Origin of the sequence: Tropicimonas sp. IMCC6043, from assembly GCF_004146235.1 — a bacterium.
Classification (GTDB): Bacteria; Pseudomonadota; Alphaproteobacteria; order Rhodobacterales; family Rhodobacteraceae; genus Tropicimonas.
The window spans coordinates 26,234-46,227 of sequence record NZ_SELO01000031.1; the positions used below are offsets into that span (position 1 = coordinate 26,234).

General features: G+C 66.0%; 24 protein-coding genes and 1 pseudogene. 7 read left to right on the forward strand and 18 right to left on the reverse strand.

Features of this window, described 5'->3' with window-relative positions:
- Positions 1-72 precede the first annotated feature (72 nt).
- The 13 genes from EU800_RS20045 to EU800_RS20105 all read right to left on the reverse strand — a co-directional run bounded on the left by EU800_RS20045 (position 73) and on the right by EU800_RS20105 (position 8,490).
- Entirely contained in the window at positions 73-1,554 is a 1,482-nt protein-coding gene (locus EU800_RS20045; protein WP_165354762.1) for a glycosyltransferase family 39 protein, read from the reverse strand.
- A complete protein-coding gene (locus EU800_RS20050; protein ID WP_129635077.1) occupies positions 1,529-1,837 on the reverse strand; it encodes a lipid-A-disaccharide synthase N-terminal domain-containing protein in 309 nt (102 codons plus the stop codon). Before EU800_RS20050 ends, EU800_RS20045 begins: the two co-directional genes overlap by 26 nt.
- Positions 1,830-2,579, reverse strand: coding sequence for a glycosyltransferase family 2 protein (locus EU800_RS20055; RefSeq protein WP_129635079.1), 750 nt, complete (start codon positions 2,577-2,579; stop codon positions 1,830-1,832). Before EU800_RS20055 ends, EU800_RS20050 begins: the two co-directional genes overlap by 8 nt.
- Before the next feature lie 88 nt (positions 2,580-2,667).
- The gene (locus EU800_RS20060) at positions 2,668-3,729 is read right to left on the reverse strand and encodes a LacI family DNA-binding transcriptional regulator (protein ID WP_129635081.1); all 1,062 of its coding nucleotides are present in this window, start codon (positions 3,727-3,729) and stop codon (positions 2,668-2,670) included.
- Between the two features lie 119 nt (positions 3,730-3,848).
- The gene (locus EU800_RS20065) at positions 3,849-4,418 is read right to left on the reverse strand and encodes a flagellar basal body-associated FliL family protein (protein ID WP_129635083.1); all 570 of its coding nucleotides are present in this window, start codon (positions 4,416-4,418) and stop codon (positions 3,849-3,851) included.
- A gap of 10 nt (positions 4,419-4,428) precedes the next feature.
- Positions 4,429-5,157 (reverse strand): flagellar basal body L-ring protein FlgH, encoded by a 729-nt coding sequence (flgH, locus tag EU800_RS20070; RefSeq protein WP_129635085.1) that lies wholly within the window; start codon positions 5,155-5,157, stop codon positions 4,429-4,431.
- Positions 5,157-5,615, reverse strand: coding sequence for a flagellar basal body P-ring formation chaperone FlgA (flgA, locus tag EU800_RS20075; protein WP_129635087.1), 459 nt, complete (start codon positions 5,613-5,615; stop codon positions 5,157-5,159). Before flgA ends, flgH begins: the two co-directional genes overlap by 1 nt.
- Positions 5,612-6,397 carry a flagellar basal-body rod protein FlgG gene (flgG, locus tag EU800_RS20080; protein ID WP_129635089.1) on the reverse strand — a complete coding sequence of 262 codons (786 nt, stop codon included), beginning with the start codon at positions 6,395-6,397 and terminating at the stop codon, positions 5,612-5,614. The genes flgA and flgG overlap by 4 nt, the downstream gene beginning before the upstream one ends.
- A gap of 12 nt (positions 6,398-6,409) precedes the next feature.
- Entirely contained in the window at positions 6,410-7,123 is a 714-nt protein-coding gene (locus EU800_RS20085; RefSeq protein WP_129635091.1) for a flagellar hook-basal body complex protein, read from the reverse strand.
- A 4-nt stretch (positions 7,124-7,127) separates the two neighbouring features.
- A complete protein-coding gene (locus EU800_RS20090; RefSeq protein ID WP_129635093.1) occupies positions 7,128-7,394 on the reverse strand; it encodes a flagellar biosynthetic protein FliQ in 267 nt (88 codons plus the stop codon).
- Positions 7,395-7,398: 4 nt separating this feature from the next.
- Positions 7,399-7,689: a flagellar hook-basal body complex protein FliE gene (gene fliE / locus EU800_RS20095; RefSeq protein WP_129635095.1), complete on the reverse strand. Its 291-nt coding sequence runs from the start codon at positions 7,687-7,689 to the stop codon at positions 7,399-7,401.
- A gap of 12 nt (positions 7,690-7,701) precedes the next feature.
- Entirely contained in the window at positions 7,702-8,094 is a 393-nt protein-coding gene (gene flgC / locus EU800_RS20100) for a flagellar basal body rod protein FlgC (RefSeq protein WP_129635097.1), read from the reverse strand.
- 12 nt (positions 8,095-8,106) lie between these two features.
- Entirely contained in the window at positions 8,107-8,490 is a 384-nt protein-coding gene (locus EU800_RS20105) for a FlgB family protein (RefSeq protein WP_129635099.1), read from the reverse strand.
- An 82-nt stretch (positions 8,491-8,572) separates the two neighbouring features.
- Between EU800_RS20105 and EU800_RS20110 the strand changes: the two genes are divergently transcribed.
- The gene (locus EU800_RS20110) at positions 8,573-9,907 is read left to right on the forward strand and encodes a FliI/YscN family ATPase (RefSeq protein WP_129635101.1); all 1,335 of its coding nucleotides are present in this window, start codon (positions 8,573-8,575) and stop codon (positions 9,905-9,907) included.
- A 36-nt stretch (positions 9,908-9,943) separates the two neighbouring features.
- Here EU800_RS20110 and EU800_RS20115 read toward each other — a convergent pair whose 3' ends face one another.
- Genes EU800_RS20115 through flhA form a run of 4 tightly spaced genes read right to left on the reverse strand, consistent with a single transcriptional unit; the run spans position 9,944 to position 14,268 of the window.
- The gene (locus EU800_RS20115; protein ID WP_129635103.1) at positions 9,944-10,315 is read right to left on the reverse strand and encodes a hypothetical protein; all 372 of its coding nucleotides are present in this window, start codon (positions 10,313-10,315) and stop codon (positions 9,944-9,946) included.
- A gap of 7 nt (positions 10,316-10,322) precedes the next feature.
- Entirely contained in the window at positions 10,323-11,408 is a 1,086-nt protein-coding gene (locus tag EU800_RS20120) for a flagellar biosynthesis protein FlhB (RefSeq protein WP_129635105.1), read from the reverse strand.
- The gene (locus EU800_RS20125; RefSeq protein WP_129635107.1) at positions 11,408-12,178 is read right to left on the reverse strand and encodes a flagellar biosynthetic protein FliR; all 771 of its coding nucleotides are present in this window, start codon (positions 12,176-12,178) and stop codon (positions 11,408-11,410) included. Before EU800_RS20125 ends, EU800_RS20120 begins: the two co-directional genes overlap by 1 nt.
- Positions 12,175-14,268 (reverse strand): flagellar biosynthesis protein FlhA, encoded by a 2,094-nt coding sequence (gene flhA, locus EU800_RS20130; protein ID WP_129635109.1) that lies wholly within the window; start codon positions 14,266-14,268, stop codon positions 12,175-12,177. Before flhA ends, EU800_RS20125 begins: the two co-directional genes overlap by 4 nt.
- Before the next feature lie 414 nt (positions 14,269-14,682).
- On the opposite strand from flhA, the gene EU800_RS20135 reads away from it, so the two are divergent.
- The 6 genes from EU800_RS20135 to EU800_RS20160 all read left to right on the forward strand — a co-directional run bounded on the left by EU800_RS20135 (position 14,683) and on the right by EU800_RS20160 (position 19,796).
- Entirely contained in the window at positions 14,683-16,482 is a 1,800-nt protein-coding gene (locus EU800_RS20135) for an asparagine synthetase B (RefSeq protein ID WP_242500646.1), read from the forward strand.
- A gap of 194 nt (positions 16,483-16,676) precedes the next feature.
- Positions 16,677-16,859: a lasso RiPP family leader peptide-containing protein gene (locus EU800_RS20140; RefSeq protein WP_129635113.1), complete on the forward strand. Its 183-nt coding sequence runs from the start codon at positions 16,677-16,679 to the stop codon at positions 16,857-16,859.
- 92 nt (positions 16,860-16,951) lie between these two features.
- The gene (locus EU800_RS20145) at positions 16,952-17,857 is read left to right on the forward strand and encodes a hypothetical protein (protein ID WP_129635115.1); all 906 of its coding nucleotides are present in this window, start codon (positions 16,952-16,954) and stop codon (positions 17,855-17,857) included.
- Positions 17,858-17,867: 10 nt separating this feature from the next.
- Entirely contained in the window at positions 17,868-19,007 is a 1,140-nt protein-coding gene (locus tag EU800_RS20150; RefSeq protein ID WP_165354763.1) for a 50S ribosomal protein L11 methyltransferase, read from the forward strand.
- A 63-nt stretch (positions 19,008-19,070) separates the two neighbouring features.
- On the forward strand, positions 19,071-19,364 hold the full coding sequence (locus EU800_RS20155; protein WP_129635119.1) for a PqqD family protein: 294 nt from the start codon (positions 19,071-19,073) through the stop codon (positions 19,362-19,364).
- A 12-nt stretch (positions 19,365-19,376) separates the two neighbouring features.
- Positions 19,377-19,796, forward strand: a complete 420-nt coding sequence (locus tag EU800_RS20160; protein ID WP_129635121.1) for a lasso peptide biosynthesis B2 protein — start codon at positions 19,377-19,379, stop codon at positions 19,794-19,796.
- Between the two features lie 72 nt (positions 19,797-19,868).
- Here the strand turns inward: EU800_RS20160 and EU800_RS20165 are convergent.
- A pseudogene (locus EU800_RS20165) lies at positions 19,869-19,994 on the reverse strand (IS481 family transposase); the annotation flags it as partial.

A 19,994-nucleotide genomic window follows, 5' to 3' on the forward strand; every position in this document is an offset into this window, starting at 1 on the left:
CATTGTTCCCGCGGTGTCAATGTGACCGGGCGGGCGCGGTCGACTTGTTGCCGATCCGACCTGCCGGTAGCGTCAGGGCGAGGATCGTCCGACGAGGCATTGCGCCTCGACGCGGAAGAGTTTCTGCGACCTTTCCGCATAGGCGCCGGTCGCGGGCGCGATCCGGCCGAGGGTTTCGCCAGTGCATTCGTTCGGCTGGTCGTCCTGGCGTGTGACCAGCAGGACCGGCCCGGCAAGGTCGCGCGGCATCGAGTGTTTCAGCACGTAGTGGTTCGGTGCCCGGCCGTTGACCGGGCGGGCGAAGACGGCGACGGTGTCGTCGCGCCGGTTGTAGAAGAGGTCGGCCAGCACGTCGCGATCGTCCGCGACGACAGTGTCGAGGCCGGCGGCGGCAGCAGCTTGCAGGATTTCGGCGGTCATTTCGCGACGGCCGAGATAGCGTTCGAGCAGCAACTGTCCCTCCGGTCCCGCGCGCAGTCCGGTGCCAAGGATCGTCAGCAGAGGCAAGAGGAGCGCGATCGCGAGATGCAGCGCGAGGCTGGCCCGGAGCCAGTTGACATGGCGCTCCAGCAGCCAGGGCACGACGAGAAGCGTGCCTGCGACATAGGCGGTTGCGGCCCAGTTGGCATAGGCCGCGCTGAGCAGTGCCTGCGCTGAGACGATGACAAGAATGGGCAACGAGAAAAGCAGGAGCAGCCGGCCCTCGGCGGCAAGCTGCCTAGGACGGGCGGCCAGCACAAGGAGGCCGGCGAAGAGGACAGGTCCGAAGACTGCGAACTGCGCGGCGAGAAATCCCGCAAGCCCGGAGAGGTTGAGCTGCGCGCGCGTGCCGGGGTCGCGCACCCAGTCGGCATTGTCGAGCGTGTGCGCGAGGGTGCTCAGGCCGTTGCCGAGGTTCCACGCGACATTGGGCGAGATGGTGAGGAGGAACAGCCCGAGGCCGGTGATGGCCGGCCCCCAGCCGGGGCGCGCGTGCCAGGTCAGCGCGGCGGCGAGGGCGGCGCAGAGGAGGTAATAGATCGCGGCATATTTGCCGAGGAAGGCGAGGCCGAGGGCGACCCCGGCGAGCGCGGCCCAGCGGTGAGAGCCGCCGACGTCGAGCCCCTTGAGCCAGGCCAGAAGTGCCAGCGCGAGAAACGGAACCATGACCGTGTCGGTCGAGATCAGCAAGCTGCCAAGGCTGACCATCGGCAGAGTGATCCAGGTCGCGCTGACCCAGATCGCGGCGCGATGTCCGGCGCGCGGGGCGGCGATCGCGCCGAGGATCAGGGCGGTCGCGCCGTGGAACAGCGGCGCGGCCAGACGGACCCAGAACGGGCTGTCCGAACCGCCGAGTTCGGTGACCGCGCGGATCGTCCAGCCGATCAGCGGCGGTTTGGAGTAGTAGCCCAGGGCCAGATTCTGGCCCCAGAGCCAGTATTGCGCCTCGTCGACGAAGAGGTCGGTCCGATTGAAGGCCAGCAGGGCAACCCGGGCGAGCGTGACCGCGACGACGATCGCGCCGGCCGGGCGCAGCCAGCCTCGCGCGTCAGCCGATGGTGCGGCGTTCGGCATGGATGAGCCAGAGGTTGCGGGCATAGATGAAGATCCCCATCGACTGGCCGAGGATGAAGACCGGGTCCTTGCGGTAGACGGCATAGGCAAAAAGAACCAGCCCGCCGCCGATCGACAGATACCAGAAGGCGAGCGGGACGACCGAGCGGCGGACGCGCTCCGAGGCGATCCACTGGACGAGGAAACGGGCGGTGAAGAGCAGCTGCCCGCCGAGGCCGATCATCACCCACCAGAACTCCGTCCAGCTGTCGACGGCGAGGATGCGGAAGATCTGGTCAATCATGGCGAGCCGCATCCTGTTGCGCGAGGTCACGCTCCTCGGGCCGCGCCTTCTTTCTGCGGCGGATCAGCCAGGAGACAGCGATGAGGTCGGGGATGCCGACGATCGCGCGGCGGAAGTTTGAATAGTTCGACTGGCCGGCCTGCCGCTCGCGGTGGCTCACGTCGACTAGTAGCACCTCCCAGCCATCGCGCCGGAACAGCGCGGGCAGGTAGCGATGCATGTGATCGAAATAGGGAAGAGCCAGAAAGGCGTCCCGGCGGAACCCCTTGAGGCCGCATCCGGTGTCGCGGGTGCCGTCCTTGAGGATCCAGCCGCGCAGACCGTTGGCGAATTTCGAGGCCCAGCGTTTGGAGAGCGTGTCCTGCCGGGCGACGCGCTGGCCGGCGACAAGGCCAAGGCGTCCGGTGTCGTCGGAAAGCAGCGGCTCGAAGAGCTTGGGCAGTTCCGAGGGAGGGTTCTGGCCGTCGCCGTCGAGCGTGCAGATGATCCGGCCGCGGGCCGCGAGAACGCCGCTGTGAATGGCAGCGCTCTGGCCGGCCGAACGCGGGTGCGCCAGCAGCCGGACATTGCCGAGCCTGGCGTTCATCCGTCCGGCTGCGGTGCCGGTGCCGTCCTCGGAGCCGTCGTCCACGACGAGGATTTCGTGACTGACCTCAGCGCAGGCTTGGGCGATGCCCTCCAGAAGAGGTTCGACATTCGCCTCTTCGTTCTTCATCGGGATCACCACCGACAGATCGATCATCTCAGCCCCGCTGTGCATCGTCCGGCCGAAGCGGCCGGGTCCTGCCGGCGTTTAACGGCATCACCGCGGCCATGTCCATCATGGCACCTCAGCTCCGGAGCAGAGTGTCACCCATCGTCAACTTCGGCGTCAGCACGACACGCTCGCCGCCTCCTGTATCCGAGCCGGCGCGCTGGGCGACGATCCGGGCGGCCGCCTCGCCGATTTCCTGCCGACAGGAATCCATCGAAGCCAACTGGCGCGGCAACCCGTCTAGAAGCTCCACCCGGTTGAAGCCGGCCATTCCGATCTGACCGGGAATGTCGATGCCTTGCTCCAGACAGTAGAGCAGACCGCCCGCACCGATGAGGTCGTTGGAATAGTACAGGAAATCGAGGTCCGGCGTGCGCTCGAGGATCCGCATCGTCATTTCGCGACCATTGCCGAAGCCGGAGCTTCCCTCGTAATACTCCTCGTCCGCCAGTTCGAGCGATGCGGCCCCGAGCGCTTCGATGAAGCCTTCGAGGCGTTTGCGGGCGCGGTAGTCCCGCGGCATCTTGGTGCCGAGGAATCCGATCCGGCGATAACCCGCCTCGACGATTGCCTGCGCCATCATCCGCCCGGCGCGCCGGTGCGAGATGCCAACCATCGCATCGATCGGCTCGCCGTCCACGTCCATGATCTCGACCACCGGAATGCCGGCATTTCGCAACATGGCCCGCGCCGCCTCCGAGCGCTCAAGACCCGCGATGATCACGCCCGATGGTCGCCAGCTCAGCATCTCGTAGAGGACCTTTTCCTCCTGCTCCGGGCTGTAATGAGTGACGCCGAGGACGGGCTGGAGTTCAGTGTCTTCAAGCACTTTCGAGATCCCGTTCATCACTTCCGGAAAGACCAGGTTGGAGAGGGACGGGATGATGACCGCGACGAGGTTGACGCGGCTCGAGGCGAGGGCGCCGGCGATCTTGTTGGGAACGTATCCGAGTTGCTTGGCGGCGGCGAGCACACGTTCGCGCGTCGCGGCGCTGACATCGCCGCGATTGCGCAGAACGCGGCTCACGGTCATCTCGCTGACGCCAGAGGCTTCCGAGACGTCGCGCAGGGTGAGCGGCCGGCGCGCCTCGGACCTGCGGCCGGCTGCACTGGCGGAGAAGGGATCATCGGTACTCATGCAGTTGTGTTAGCGCCAATTGTCGGCTTGGGAAAGCGCTATACCGCGTGGTCCCTGCGGATCGCGGCGGCATTCCCGCGCGGCCGCGCGGGGCGTCTTCGGTCCGGGCGCGGTCGCCGTCAGCCGAGGTCCTGCCGGGCGATGTCCGTCACCAAGATATCGTAGACATCCGGTCCGAGAAGCTGCCGGGCGGATCGCCGGAGTTCTCCGCGCAAGACGTCCATCCTGTCGCCGTTGGTGAAATCGCCGTCGAAACCGCCGGCATTGGCGTGGTCGAACAGCACTTGCAGGAAAGTGTCGCGGATACGCGGTTCCCGGTCGAAGATCCTTTCCCGCCGCCCGACCGGTGTTTCCAGGCTCAGCGACAGGATCACCATCGACCTGACCTGGCCATCACGCAGAACCGGAACGACGAACTGATTGTTCAGCTTCGTGAATTCGGTGTCGCTGACCGCTGGCGCGTGGGGATCCGGTGTCCCTGCAGCAAGCGGGTCATTCGTCGATGCCACGATGGGGTCGGCATCCTGCCACGCCAGTTCGGTCCTGCTTGCGTCGTGGCCGTCCAGTTGCTCCGCGGAACCGGCGGCCTGTTCGCCCGTCGCTTCCGCACCGGGCCTCAGGATGATCCCGGCGCCGAGGCCGGCGCCGGCGCCGGCCATGGCAAGGACGATCGGGAAGATCAGTCGCATGTCGGGCCTCTCAGAAGGGAATCAGGATGTCGGCCACCTGCTGGCCATACCTGGGTTGCTGGTAGTCGGTGATCTGTCCGCGACCGCCATAGGAGATCCGCGCCGCGGCGATCTTGTCATAGGTGATCTCGTTCTTGCGCGTGATGTCTTCCGGGCGCACGAAGCCGGAAACCAGCAGTTCCCTGAGTTCGAAATTGACCCGTACCTCCTGGCTGCCCTGGATCTTCAGCACGCCGTTCTGCAGCACCTCGACCACCGTCGCGGCGATTTTTAGGGTCAGCTTCTCGCTACGCTGGACCGAGCCGTCTCCCTCTGAGGAGCTGTTCGAGGAGAGCTTGACCGCGGGATCGAAACTGGCGCCGGGAGGAAGCTGATCGGACAGATTCTGTGGAATGCCGAACAGATCGGGCATCGACATTTTCTCGCCTGCCTTGCGGGAGCGTTCGGTCGAATTGGAGATCTTCGCCTCGTCGTCAATCTCGATCACCACGGTCAGGATGTCGCCGCGCTTGCTGGCGCGGTCGTCGCCCAGGAGCGAATTGCGATCCCTGGTCCAGAGCGAGGCATGCGCGGTCGGTCGGGCAGGTTCAGCAGAGTCCGGCAACGGAATGACCGACATCGCACGATGTTCGTAGCTTCCTGAATTATCAGTGAAATCAGGCGCCTTGCCGACGTCGGCGAGGCGTCCGCAAGACATGAGCGCGAGGCAGAGCGTCGCGAGGATCGTGGCCGTCTTCATCACTTGATCTCCGTGTTAGTGAATGTCGCGACCGAAGGGTCGACGATGACCCGGCCGAGCGGGTCGACCGTGCCGGTCACCGTCGATCGGGATTGAAGGTTCATGACCCGGACACGCTCGCCGACCGCGGCGCGGGAAAGCGAGCGGCCGTCTGTCGAGATCGCCAGTGTTCCTGAGTCGAAGACCAGGGGCACGATCTGGTTTCGCTCAATCCGGGCAGGCGGCTGCAGGTCCTCGGCGCTGATGGCGCGGCCGGCGTAGAGCACGACCCGCGCCTCCATGCCGATCGCCGCCGCGGGATCGGTCAAGGCGCCGGGCAGGTCCTCGGCCACCAGTTGGACGTCCTCGGCCGTGACGAGGGTCCGGCTGCGTATCGTGTGGCTGGCCACGAGCGCCTCGGCCGACGCCATTCCCGCCAGGGCCGGCAGCAGGATCGGGAGCAAGATGATGCGTCTCATCGGATCTGTGTGGTTGCGCCGAGCATCTGGTCGACGGCAGTGATGACCTTGGCGTTCAATTCGTAGCCGCGTTGCGCCTGGATGAGATCGGTGATCTCGCGAACGGCATCGACGGAACTGTCCTCCAGATATCCCTGGCGGATCGTGCCGAGCCCGTCCTCGCCCGGATCTGTCACCAGGGGCGGGCCGGAGGCTTCGGTCTCGAGGAAGAGGTTGTCGCCGATTGCCTCGAGACCCTTCTCGTTGGAGAAATCCGCCAGCGTGAACTGCCCCAGCGATTCCGCCTCCACCTCGCCGTCGAAATATGCGAAGACCTCTCCGTCCGGGCTTATCGAGATGCTCCTCGTGTCGTCGGGCACGGTGATCTCGGGGATCACCGGATAGCCGTCCGAGGTAACGATCAGCCCTTCGGGCGAGAGCTTCAGGCCGCCGTCTCGCGTGTAGGCCGACGCGCCGGAGGGCAACGTCACCTCGAGATAGCCATCGCCGTCGATCGCGATGTCGAGCTCGCCGCCGGTGGCCGAAAGCGAGCCCTGCCGGTGGTCGACTGACACAGCAGAAGGGCGCACGCCTAGGCCGATCTGGACACCAGTCGGCACGATCGTGCCGTCGGAGGCGTTGATCGTCCCGGGCCGGGTCAGTTGCTGGTAGTGCAGGTCGGCGAATTCGGCACGGCGCGCGTTGTAGGCGGTCGTGCTCATGTTGGCGAGGTTGTTGGAAATGACGTCGACCCGCATCTGCTGGGCCGACATGCCCGTGGCGGCGATCTTCAGCGATTGCATAAACTCCTCCGTTTAGCGTGAGAGCATGTCGATGAGGCTCGACAGCCGTTTGCCTTCCCGGTCGGTGAAGGACTGACCGAGTTCGTAAGCGCGCTGGACCTCGATCATCCGGGCAATCTCGACCACGGGATTGACATTGGACCCTTCCAGGAAGCCCTGCAGCACACGAGCGTCCTCGACCGGTTCCAGATCACCCGCGGCGAAGAACAGCGTCGCGCCCTCGCGTTTCAACTCGCTCGGATCGGCGGGTATTGAGATGCCCAAGCGCGCGATCGGACGTCCCTCGGCGCTGATCGTGCCGTCGCTGGCGATGGCGAGGCCGATGGCGTCGGGAGGAATGAAGATCGGTGCACCACCCTCGTCGAGGACGACATGTCCGTCAGGCGTCATCAGGTCGCCATTCTCGCCGGGCACGAACTGACCCGCTCGTGTCAGCCGTTCGCCGTCAGGCGTCCCGACCACGAAAAAGCCCTCTCCTTCGATGGCGACGTCGAAAACGCCGCCGGTCGGTTCCAGTGTGCCCTGCGTGAGATCGAGATGGCGCCCGCGGGCGGCGGCGAGCGAGACCGACTGGTTGGCGTCGGCGCCCGCCTTGATGAATTCCGAGAAGACGATTCCCTCGCGCCGGAAGCCGGTGGTCGACATGTTCGCGATGTTGTTCGCGACCGCCTGTATCTCCTGCATCAGGCCGGACTGGCGGGAAAGCGTGACATAGCCTGTGCTCATGGCATCAGAGCCCGGCGATCAGGGGGATGATGCGCCCGGTGAAGAAGCTCACGAGCTGCTGAGACATGAAGGTCATCGACAGCCAGAACACGGTCGCGATGGCCAGAAGCTTGGGAACGAAGGTCAGGGTCATCTCCTGAACGGAGGTCAGGGCCTGAAAGAGGCCGACAGCTAGGCCCGCCAGGAGCGCAACCGACAGGATCGGGAAGGCGATCATCACCGCCGTCCAGAGTCCCTCGCGCATGGTGTCGAAGTAGATTGCATCGTTCATCGGATCACACCGGCATCCGCATGATTTCCTGGTAAGCTTCGACCACCTTGTCGCGCAGGGTCGCTGCCGTCTCGACGGCGAGCTCGGTTTGGGTGAGGGCCATGACCAGTGCGTGAGGGTCGGCTTTGCCGACCATCGCCGCTCTTGCGGTCGCCTCGGTCTGGCCCAGTGACGCTGCGACATTTGCCGCCGCGGCCTGGAAACTCTCCCCGGGTTTCCCGGCGAGCAGCGAGGGGTCGAGTGCCGGCTTCGCCGCCTGGTAGCCGCGCGCGGCCTGTGTCGCCCGGATCTCCATTCTGGACTCCCGCTATTTCCGGAGAAGGTCGAACAGGCTCGAGGTCATTTTCCTCGCCTGGTCGAACATCCTGAGATTTGCTTCATAGGTTCTCTGCGCCTGGCGGGCGTCCGCGATCTCCACCACCAGGTCCACGTTCGATCCGTCGTAATGCCCGCTCTCGTCGGCCATCGGATGTGCCGGATCGAAAATCCGCTCCAGTTCGCTCCGGTCGAGACGCACATTGCCGGTCCTGACCAGGTCAAGCCCGCCTGCCCGGTCTTGGACATCCTCGAAGGAGACGATCTTGCGTCGGTACCCCGGCGTGTCCGTGTTTGAGATGTTCTCGGAGATGTGCCTCAGCCGCGTCGACTGGGCCTTCATTCCGCTTGCCGAGAGCGCGAGGGTGTTCAACAGGTCACTCAAGCCGCGCGCCTCCTACCTGCGTCCGAGGCTGGCACGAAGAACGCCGAGCCCGCTGCGATAGATCGCGAGCGCCATGTCGTGCTTCTGCTGGATCTCGGCCGATTCGAGGATCTGGTCCTCGAGCGAGACAGTATTCCCGTTGGGCGCGACCGGTCCGCCATCGACGACGAACGGCTTCCCCCGCCCCCCGGTCTCGGTGTGGTTGACATGGCCCGACCGGGTCGCGCGCATCCCTGTACCGGCGCTGCGATAGATCTCGCTGAAATCGGGAATGTCTTGCTGCCGGTATCCCGGCGTGTCGGCATGGGCGATGTTCCGCGCCACGACCGACTGACGAGCGGCGGAATGCTCGGCCAACTGCCGCGCCATCTGCAAGATGCCAATTCTGTCCAACATCGGGGGCTTCTCCCTCGGGCTTCAATCAAGGCTTAACTGCGAATCGTTTAGAAACGGTTTGCGACCAAAAGGGGAACGCAAGATGAACGGCAGAAGCCTCGAGACGCTGGCCTGCGAAGTCCGAACGATGACGCCGCTGCGTCCGGTCGGCCGGGTCATCGCTGCCGGGCATGGCCTGATGACGATAGGCGGGCTGCACCGCGAGGCGGCCCTGGGCGATCATGTGCGAATCGAGACCCGGAACGGCGCGCTCCGCGGCGAGGTGGTGAATATCGCCGAAGACGGCGTGGCCGTGTTGCCGGACGGCTCCGGTGAGGGGATCCGGATCGGCGACCCCGTGGTTTTGAAAGGGGCGCCGGTCATCGCTCCATCGGACCACTGGATCGGCCGGATCGTTGATCCATACGGCCAGTCGCTCGACGGTCGCAGTCTCGGTCGGGGCCTGACGGAGCGTCCGCTGCGCGCGCGACCTCCGGTGGCCACGCAGCGGCGGCCGCTCGGACGGCGGTTGGCGACAGGATTGGCGGTGTTCGACACGCTGTTGCCGCTGGTCCGGGGACAGCGGATCGGCATCTTTTCCGGCTCGGGCGTCGGCAAGTCGACGCTGCTTGGCAGGCTGACCCGCGGCGTCGATTGCGATGTAGCGGTCGTCGCTCTGGTCGGCGAACGCGGCCGCGAAGTGCGGGAATTCGTGGACTCGAATCTCGGGGTCGAGGGCATGCGGAAGTCGGTCGTCGTGGCGGCGACGTCGGACCAGCCGCCGCTGGCGCGCAGGCGCGCCATGTGGACGGCGATGACGATCGCGGAGCATTTCCGGGACCAGGGCCGGCATGTCCTTTTCCTGGCCGATTCAGTGACCCGATATGCGGAGGCGCATCGAGAGATCGCCCTGGCGGCAGGCGAATCCTCGTCGCTTCGGGGCTTTCCGCCTTCGACGGCACATCAGATCATGTCGCTCGCCGAACGGGCCGGACCTGGCCATGTGTCGACCGGAGGCGACATCACGGCCGTCTTCACCGTGCTCGTGGCCGGCTCTGACATGGATGAGCCGGTCGCCGACATCCTGCGCGGCGTGCTTGACGGCCACGTTGTCCTCGACCGCCAGATCGCCGAGCGCGGGCGGTTTCCCGCCGTGGATCTGTTGCGATCGGTATCGCGGAGCCTTCCGGGGGCTGCCACGGCGGAGCAGAACCGCCTGATCGGTCTCGCCCGCCGGCGGCTCGGCGCGTATGATCGGGCGGAAGTCATGATACAGGCAGGGCTCTATGCCGCCGGAAGTGATCCGGAGGTCGATGCCGCCATTCAGGTCTATCCGGTGCTCGACGCCTTCCTTGCCGAGGCGTCGCCGGACGGGCCGGACGCCGCTTTCGGTCGCCTGTCCGAGATCCTTGGCCGGCGCGCGCTGAAGCTCAGCTGATGGGACGGTGGTGGTGCGTGTCGCGCGGGGTTCCGGTCAGGGCCGTCCCGGGCGACCAAGCTGCTGCACCAACTTGCCGAGCGCATGGTCTCTGGCGAACGCCTTCCGCGCGACCTGCTGCTCGCGGGCCATCTCGGCGCGAATGCGGGCGAGACGGAGATTGAGACGGGCGCGCTCGGCATCCGACCATCGCAACCATTTCGCGGTCGTGGCGATCTGGGCCACATCCGCCGTCGGATCGCCCGAGATCAGCTCCAGACACTGCGCCCTGTCGCGTCCAAGATCGGCCAACCGCGCCGCGACTTCGCGTTCCTCGTCGGCTTTCCTGCGCAATGCTTGGCTCGCGGCGAGCCAGCCCGCCTCGGTGACCTTCTTGAGCCTTGCAAGATCCTTTGCCCGATGTGTCATGCCATCCTCAGTCCAACATGCGCTTGCGCGCCTCCGCGCGCATGCGGTCGGCGAACCGGATCGCCGCGGCGACGGGGCGATAGTGGTCTGCGTGGATCTCCTGTCCGATTTCGGTCGCGGCATGGATCGCCCGCGCTGTCGGAGGGTCGCGATGGATCGGCACGCCGGCCGCGATCGCTGCCTCGCGGATCCTCGCGGCCACCTCGTCCACGCCCTTGGCGACGCAGATCGGCGGGCCCGCGAAAGTGGTGTCCCATTTCAGGGCGACGGCATAATGCTCGGGGTTCACGATGACCACATTGGCGTCGGCCACGTCGACCAGCATCGTGTTTAGCGCGATCTGCTGGGCGCGCTGGCGCCGCGCCATTTTCATGTGCGGATCGCCCTCGGACTCCTTCATTTCGTCCTTCATCTCCTTCTGGGACATCCGGTTGCGCCGCAAGTGCTCGGAATGCTGAAAGATCAGGTCGATTGCGCCGAAGCTCGCGAAGACCAGCACGACGATGGTCAGGAAGTCGATCGCGAGCGCGCCCATCAACTGCGCCACACCGCCGGGGGTGGCACGCATCGCCGCGGCGATGCGGTCCATGCGCGAGGACAGAAACAGCGCGAGAACGCCGGAGACGATCAGCAGTTTCATCAGGCTCTTGAGGAACTCGAAAAGGCCCGAGCGGCCAAACTTGTTCTTCGCATTGGAGAGCGGCGAGATCCGGGAGATCTTGGGCGCGAGCTTGCTCGGGGCAAAGACGAGGCTGCGCTGGGCCAGCAAGCTGGCGATGACCACGAGTCCCGGTGGAAACAGAAGCGGCAACAGACCTCGACCAAGCTCGCGACCGAGAGACAGCGCGTCCAGCGGCAACCCGAGATGGGCGCGGGTCGCCGAAGCGTGGCCGATCCGGGAGAGGATCGAGATGCCGAGATCGCCAAAATGCATCGTGACCCAAGGGCCCGCGACAATGAAAGCGATAAGGATCGTTGCATAGGAAATCGCGCTGCTCAGGTCCTGTGACCGCGGCACGTCGCCCTTTCTGCGCGCGTCGTCGAGTTTCTTCCGACTCGGTTCGTGTTGCTTGTCGTCGTCGTCTTCGGCCATCAGCGCATCCCGAACGGATCGGCGAGCACGGCCAGAAAAGCGTCGCGCCAGACCTGCAGCAGGAAGGGCGCAAGCAGGGCCAGCATGACCATGCCGGCGCCGGTGATCGCGGGCGCTCCGACCAGCACGACCATCAGCTGCGGCATGGCGCGATTGATTGCGCCGAGGGCGAGATTGTAGATGAACGCCGCGAGCACAAAGGGGGCGGCGAGGCAGAAGGCGAGGCGGAAACAGAAGGAGACATGCGCCATGCCGAACTCGGCAAGTTGCGACGAGTCGACCAGGCTGCCGACCGGGAACAGGCGGTAGCTGTCGATCATGGCGGCGGCGGAGCGCAGGTGAAGATTCGCCATGACGGCAAGCGCCAGGCCGCCGAAGACGAGCAGATGGCCGATGGCGGGCATCGGTTCGGTTGCGGACCCTCCAAAGAGCTGTGCGAGAGAGGTCGACTGTGCGGCCATCGAGGCGGCGATCTGCAGGGCCACCGTCATCAGGCGGAGCGACACGCCGAGCAGTATGCCGATCAGGATCTCGGTTCCGATGAGCGCCGCCAGACCGACTCCGTTCGCCGGCAGGGAGGCACTAGGCGCGGCCGGCAGGACGATCGCGGTGAAGGCGAAGGCTGTGGCGAGCTTCACCCGGAGCGGCACCAGCCGTTCCCCGAAAGCCGGCAGGAAAGCGACCGCGCCGCCGACACGAAGGAAAACCACGAAGGCGTTGAAGAGCGCCAGTTGGCTCGCCGCCAGCAGCTCCGGTGGCAGGGCGATCATGCCGGCACCATTCCGACCATCGAGGGCCGGGCGTCCATGCCGATCTCCTCGAAGGAGAGCACGGTCGAACTCACACCCTTGGCTGTCAACACGCTGTTGAGGAAACGCCGTCGGCGGGAGGAAGTGACGAGGGCCGGGTAAATGCCGTTCTCGGCGGCACGGGCGAGCTTTTCGGAGACGCCGGAGGCGAGGCGGCTGAAATCCTCCGGCGGCAGCGCGACCTCGTTCGTGCCGCCCGGGCCGTCGATCTGGTAGGATGCGAACCGGTCCTCCCATTCCGGTGCGAGCTGCAAGAGGGGCAGCGTTCCGTCCTCGCGCCGCAGACCGGAGACGATCTGGAAGCCGAGGCGCTGGCGGACATACTCGCAGATCGCCTCGGGCGAGTTGAAACTGCCGCGGGCCTCGGCGATCGATTCGAGAATGAGCGGCATGTTTCGGATCGAGACTTGTTCCTCGAGCAACAGCCGCAGCACTGCCAGCAGCAGGTCCACCGGGACACGGTCGGGGACGAGTTCGTCGATCAGCTTTCGGTTCGCGTCGGCGCGGGCGGCGTCGGAGAGATTGGTCATCTCTCGGAGAAGGCGTCGCAGCGCCTTGAGAGTCATCAGCCGCGGGAAGTTCCGCTTGATGATCTCGAGCAGGTGGGTGGCGAGCACCTCCGTGGGCGTTACGATCGTCATGCCGTCGAGCGCTACCTCCTCGCGCCTGTCGAGGGGGATCCAGCGCGCGGGCGCGCCGTAGACCGGCTCGGCGACATTTTCGCCGGCCGGAGCAGGGTCCGACGGGTCGGACAGCAGGGCCAGGACACAGTCCGGGCGCAGACGGTCGCGGGCCTGTTCGACCCCCTGGATGCGCAGCAGATAGGATCCGGGCGGCAGCGCGGCATTGTCGGTCAGGCGAATTTCCGGGAGGATCAGCCCGAATTGCGAGGCGACATGGGTGCGCATGTTGGCGATCCGCGCGTCCAGTCCAGTGCCGGGGTCCAGCACCAGCGACACGAGGTCAGGCGCGAATTCGAGGTGGATATCGTCGAGGTCGAGCAAGTCGCCGATGGGCCTGTCGGCAAGGGCCTGCTTCCCGGCTGCCTCGGTCGGTGTTGCTGCTGCGGCAACGGCCTCGCGCTCCCGCCGGAGACGAGAGAGGCCGGCAAAAAGCAGAACCGCCGAGCCGATGACGAAGGGCAGGAAGGGGAAGCCGGGCACCAGGGCGAAGAGAAACATGAGCGCGCTGACCGTCATCAATGCAGACGGGTGGCCGCCGAGCTGGGCGAAGACCGCGAGATCGGTCGCGCCTTTGTCACCTCCCCGGGCGAGCAGCAGCGCGGAGGCCACCGAGATGATGACCGCGGGGATCTGCGAGACGAGCCCGTCGCCCACAGTCAGGATCGCATAGGTCTCGAGCGCCTGTGCGAGAGGCATGCCGTGGATCGCGAGGCCCATCACCAGACCCATGACAAGGTTCAGGAGCGTGATCAGCAGGCCGGCGATGGCATCGCCCTTGACGAATTTCGAGGCGCCGTCGAGCGAGCCGAAGAAGGTCGTCTCGGCCTGTTCGCGTTCGCGCCGGGCGCGGGCTTCCTCGTGATTGATCGCGCCGGAGGCGACGTCACTGTCGATCGCAAGCTGCTTGCCCGGCATCCCGTCCAGCGCGAAGCGGGCGCCGACCTCGGCCATCCGCGTCGCACCCTTGGTGATGACGATGAAATTGACGATCAGCAGCACGCAGAAGACGACAAGCCCGAGGAAGACGCTACCGCTCATAACGAACATCGCGAAGCCCTGGATCACGTCGCCAGCCGCCGCGGCCCCGGTATGTCCCTGGCCGATGATCAGCTTCGTCGAAGAGACGTTGAGCGAGAGCCGGAGCATCAGCGAGGCCAGGAGGATCGTCGGGAAGGCCGAGAAATCCAGTGGCCGCTCGATGAAGAGGGTGACGGTAAAGATCAGGATAGCCAGTGCGAAGGACGTTGCCAGGCCGATGTCGAGCACCCATGCCGGCATCGGCAGAACCATCATGACGATCACCGCCATCAGCGCCAGCGCCAGCAGAACGGTCGGGTTGAAGACGTTGCGGAACGAGAGCTGATCCATCACCCGCCGTCCCGCCAGTCAGCATGTACGGGGCCGCCCGGGACGCTGGCGACCCGGACGTGTGCCGCCGGAAGCACAACCAAACCGGAACGAAATTGCGTGGTCTCGAGACACCGCTGGTCACACGATTCCAACATCGGGGAGCGCCTTTCTGGTTCATCCCGCTTCTGGCTACAGGCTCAGCCTTTACGAGCAGTTACCGGGTGTGCGAATCCACGCGCCTGAAGCCAGACCAGGGTGCCGCCTGGGGCGGTGGCAACCGCCCGGGTACCTGATACATTCCGCCGGGGGGGACCCGACGCGCTCTGTCTCCGGGAGGGCGACCCGCAGCCCGATGAAAGGCATGTCTTGGAAGGTCTGGCCGGAATAGTCAGATTCGATGCGCGACCGCCGGAAGGCGGCGCGTTGGACGCAATGATCGCGGCGATGCCGCATCGTGCGGCCGGCGGGTGCCGCCGCTGGCGGTCGGGACCGGCCCTGTTGGCCTGGTGTCACGCACATCCGGTTCCGGCGGCGGCCGAAGGAGTGCAGCCGCTCGAAACCCCGGACTCCGCGTTGCTGATGCATGGGCGCGTCGACAACCGCGAGGCGCTGGAAGCAGCGCTCGGCGAGGGGGCGGGTGCGGCGAGCGACACGGCGCTTGTCCGGGCTGCCTGGCAACGCTGGGGCGAAGAGAGCCTGGCGCGGATCGACGGCGAATTCGCGCTTGCGGTCTGGGACGGTCGCGCCCGCCGCCTTCTTCTCGCGCGCGACCGGATCGGCGCGAAGCCGCTTTATTACCATGTCGGCGATGGCTGCATCGCCTTCGCCTCCGACATTGCAGCCCTGCACGCGCTGCCCTGGGTGCCGCAGGAGATCGACGAGGAATCGATCGCCGAGTATCTGCGTCTTATCTGGCCGGCGAGCGACGGGACGCTCTGGGCGGGTGTCCGGCGGGTGCGGCCGGCGCATCGGATGGTCGTTGCACAGGGAGAGACGTCCAGCACGCGATACTGGACCCCGCTTGACGCGCCCGAGATCCGATACCGGGACCGGCGCTCCTATGTCGACCACTATCGCGCGCTGCTCTTTGACGCTGTTCGACGGATGTCGCGCAGCGATCATCCGCTGGTCTTCGAGGTTTCGGGTGGGCTCGATTCCTCGGCGCTTTTCGCGGTTGCCGACCAATTGGCGGCCGAGGGCCGCTTGCTGGCGCCCGAGATCCACGGCGTCTGTGCGCGGTTCGAGCCCGGCACCAAGGCTTATGAATGGGACTATGTCGAGGCGGTTGCGGAGCATGTGGGCCGCCCTATTCGGCCACTGCCCTGGGCCACCTGGTCCCTCGAGCAATGCGAAGCATATGCGCAGCGTCACCGCCTGCCGCCGCCCTATCCGAACGGGATCTTCCAGCATGGCACCTTCGACTTCGCCCGCTCTGTCGGCGCTCGGGCCTGCGTGAGCGGCGTCGGCGGCGACGAATGGCTGAGCGGCTCGCGTGGCTATTACGCCCAGGCCATTTCCCGGGCCGACCTGCCGGCGCTGTTGCGTTACCTCCGGCTGGAAACTGCCCGGGACGGTTTCGGGGAGGCGCTGAAGGGCCTCTTCTGGAACGGGATCCGACCGTTCTTTCCGCAGGGACTCCGCAACATACCCCGACGCCTCACCGGGCGTCCGCTCCACCTCTCGGCCCGCCAGCGTTACCTGTCGGAGGCGATCATCCGGCGCGCGCGGGTGCCGGACGAGGCGCAACCAGACCCTCGGCTCCGGCGCGCGCCGCTGCTTGCCGAAAAGATGGACTGCCTGGAGCGGTCCATGCTCGGTGTCGGCGGCGATAACTGGGAACTCTATCCGGCGACCGAGGGGCTCGAACTCCGTATCCCGTTCTTCGCCCGAGAGATCGTGGAGTTCTCGTTCGCTGCGGACCCGGCTCTGTTTGCCTGTGGCCGAGGCGACAAGCTACTGCATCGCGAGGCCATGAAAGGGCTGTTGCCTGACAAACTCCTCGAACGTCAGAGCAAGGCGGTCTTCGACCTGACCTTCGGCTCTTACCTACCCGAAATCGAGCACCGGTCCGAATGGGTCGAGACCTGCTCGAGAATGGGCTGGCTGACCCATGCCAATGTCGCGGCACTCAAGACAGATGCTGCGGATCTGGACACCGTATCGCTGGCGCCGTGGATCATCTGGAACGCGTATTTCTGTGCATCGCTTCAGGACGGCGGTCAGTATGGGTGAGACAGGGTGTCGTGGTTTTCCAGAAACCTCTCGGATAGCCGGGGCAGCGATCTCGCTATGGTGGACGGACACCCGTGGGCGAGAGTATACCCGGACAAAGAACGCCCGGTCCCCAGCTTTTCCGGGGTGGAACTGCTTGGCCGGATGGAGGAGAGTGACCTCGTGGTCTTCGGGAAGGCTTTGGAGATTTGGAAATGATTGATGGATCGGTGTTCCGCGAGAGATCCGGTGCCGGCGAGACAGAGATGCAGACACCGGCAGACAAGCGGCCCTACACGCCGCCGACACTGACCGTGTTCGGTTCGGTGCGCGAGCTCACCCACGGCCAGGGCAACAGCGGCGGTGACGGAAGCTCCAAGAACGGGAGGGGGTTCTAGGCGTCCGACGCCTCAGCGGAAGGTCCGTCTTCCAGTAGGTTCCCGACCTGCGGTCCGGTGGCCCTGGCGAGCGGTTGGGGGACGGAAATGGCATGACCCAAAGACCGGCTTTCGATTTCGAGATATCGACACTGCGCCGCCAGGAACCGATCGACGGGGATCCGTTCCATACCTGGGTCGTCGGCGCCGACAACCAGGTGCTGGTCGCGTTCTACCGCGACCCATCCGGCTTTCTCCTTCGCTATCCCGGGATCGCGGACATCGTGGTCGCGCATGGTGGGCGGCGATGCATCGCTCATCCTTGTGCGCAGGGCATGGAGCGCCTGGTTCGCCATTTCTTCATCTCGCAGGTCCGGCCGCTAATGCTCGGACTGGCCGGCTGGCAGGTCTATCACGGCAGCTCGGTCGAGGTCGGGGGCGCGAGCGTGGCCTTTCTCGGCGCATCCGGTCTCGGCAAGTCCACGCTCGCGGCCTCGTTCAGCCGCAACGGCCAAGATTACCTGTCGGACGATTTCATCTGCCTCACGCGCCGTGGGAATGGTGTCCATGTGCAGGAGCCGGTCGAGCCCTCGCTCAGGCTCCGGCCTGAGAGCGTCGCGGCGCTCGTCGGTGCGCAGTCGGGTACGCTCGTCGGCGCCGACACTTTGCTCGGCAAGATGCGGATTCAGCCGTCTCGCGATTTTCCGTTTTGCAGTTCCGCCCGCCCGCTCCGGGCGGCATTCTTTCTCGGGCATCTTGGCGCCGAGGCGGTCCGGATTACACCCCTTGCAGGGGCCGAAGCCTTTGTCGAATGGGTCCGGGCGAGCTTCCAGATCGATGTCGTGGCCCCGGACGCCCTGACGCGCCAGATGACGCGGATCTCGCGGCTGGTTGCCGAGATTCCCTGTTTCCGCCTGGACTATCCGCGTGAGTTCGCCCGGCTCGGCGAGGTCCGCGCGGCGGTGCTGGACACTATCGACGGGATCGCGCCGCTGCCGAATGCTGCGGCGTCCGGCTAGGGGGACCGGGATGAGCGGCTTCGGCAGGAAATACTCCGTCGCGGAATTCGGCTGGATGATCGCCTGCGCACCGCGCTTCGATGCCTTCCGGCGCGCATTGGAGGCCGTTGTCTTTCCCGGCTGCCATGTGCTGGAGATTGGCACCGGCGTCGGCGCCTTCGCGATCCTCGCCGCGCGATACGGAGCGGGCTCGGTGGTCGCGCTCGAGCCGAATCCGGCGATCGAGATCGCCCGACGCGCGGCGCAGGCGAATGGCGTTGCGGACCGGATCCGCTTCGTCGAGGCGATATCGACGGACCATGTGCCCGATAGGCCCGCCAACGTCATCCTGTCAGACCTGCGCGGCGCGCTGCCGTTCTACGGCAACCATATCCCGTCGATCATCGACGCCCGCGACCGCCTGCTTGCCCCCGGCGGTCGGCTCCTTCCGCAACGAGACAGGCTCTTTGCGGCGCTGGTCGAGGATGACGGGCTGTCGGGAGACGGTGAGGTGCCCTGGCTGGAAAATGCTGTCGGCATCGATCTCACCGCTGGTCACCCCTTCGCGGTCAACTCCTTTCGGACGGCGCGCATCGATGAGGGCAGTCTCCTCGGCGATCCCGCGTGCCTGGCGGTGCTGGACTATGCGTGCATCGACAGCGCCGATTTCCGCTGCACAGCCGAACTCACCGTGTCGCGCCCCGGCCGCGCGGCCGGGCTGGCGCTCTGGTTCGACATGGAGATCGCACCGGGTATCGAAATCTCCAACCGCCCCGGGGCCGCACCCCTCGTCTATCGACAGATCTTCTTCCCGCTGGAGCGGGCGCTCGACCTCGCGGATGGCGATCGGGTCGAACTCGCCTTCGCCGCCAGCCTGCGCGCGGGGAGCTACAATTTCACCTGGGAGACCGCTGCTTTCCGGCGGAACGAGGCGACGGCCTTTGCGCGGTTCCGGCAGGCGTCGGCTCAAGGCGAAGTGCTGACGCCGTCCATGCTGGGCGGCGCAGGCGCAGGGCGGCGGGACGCCGCGCGCATGGTTCTCGACCTGCTCGAGGCGGGGCGGGCGGAGACGGAGATCGCAGACATTCTCGCGGCCCGCCACACGCGGCTTTTCGCAACGAGCGACGCAGCCGCCGCTTTCGTCCGCGATATGACGGCATTGCTGGGTTGACGACGCAGCGTCGGCTTGCAGCCGCCACCGGCATGGCCGAAGATATCGCCAGGAGGACAGCCCATGACCGAGCCCGAGGACCACGCAGTTCCAGCCCGTTACGTGCAGACGACGCGCTGTGTCTCGACAGAGGTCGGCGCAGAAACGGTACTGCTGCATCTCGACGAGGGCATGTATTTCGGGCTTGACGCGGTGGGCGCGGTGATCTGGGAGGCGATGGCCGGCGAGGGTGCGACGCTCGATGCGCTGACAACTGAGGTCTGTGGCACCTTTGAGGTCGAGCCGATGGTCGCCGAGCGTGACATCCGCGATTTCCTTGACAAGCTGGCGGCGCACAAGCTGCTCGAGACCAGTTGAACCGGCCGGTCGATGGCGCGTGTCACCCGTGATATCCGGCTCGTTCCGATCGCCGCGGCGGAACTGCTGCGGGCTCGGGTGTTGCTGGCGCTGCGGCCCGGACGGGTGGCATTGACGCTGCTTGACACCGGCCCGGGCGCAACGCCGCTTGAGCCCGCCGAGCGCGCCTGGCTCGAGGGCCTTCGCTGGGCGCTCGGCGGCTGCGCGAAATGGTTGCCCTTCCGAACCGACTGCCTTGTCCGGAGTGCCGCCGGGGGCCGCATCCTGCGCCGCCGCGGCCTGCCGTTCCGGACCCATCTCCAGGTCGGGCGCCTGCCCTCCGGGGCCTTCGAGGCCCATGCCTGGATCGAATGCGACGGGACGAGCCTCGTTGGCGGACCGATGGAGTCTCTGGTGACTGTAGAGGCGGGCGCGGAGCGCATCGGCCCATAGCGGCGGACTGCGCTTCGGACTCCAGAGGCTCAACCGGGTTCAGCGCAGTCTTGCGGGAAATTCCCGTCATCCCTAGGTGTTCAGTCCCGGCATTTGGTGGATCGGATCGACATTGAATCTGTCTGGCTCTGAAGTCCAGATCTTGCAGATGTATTCGTATGGCGTGAGACCGCTGAGGGTCTTGAGCCTTCGGGCGAA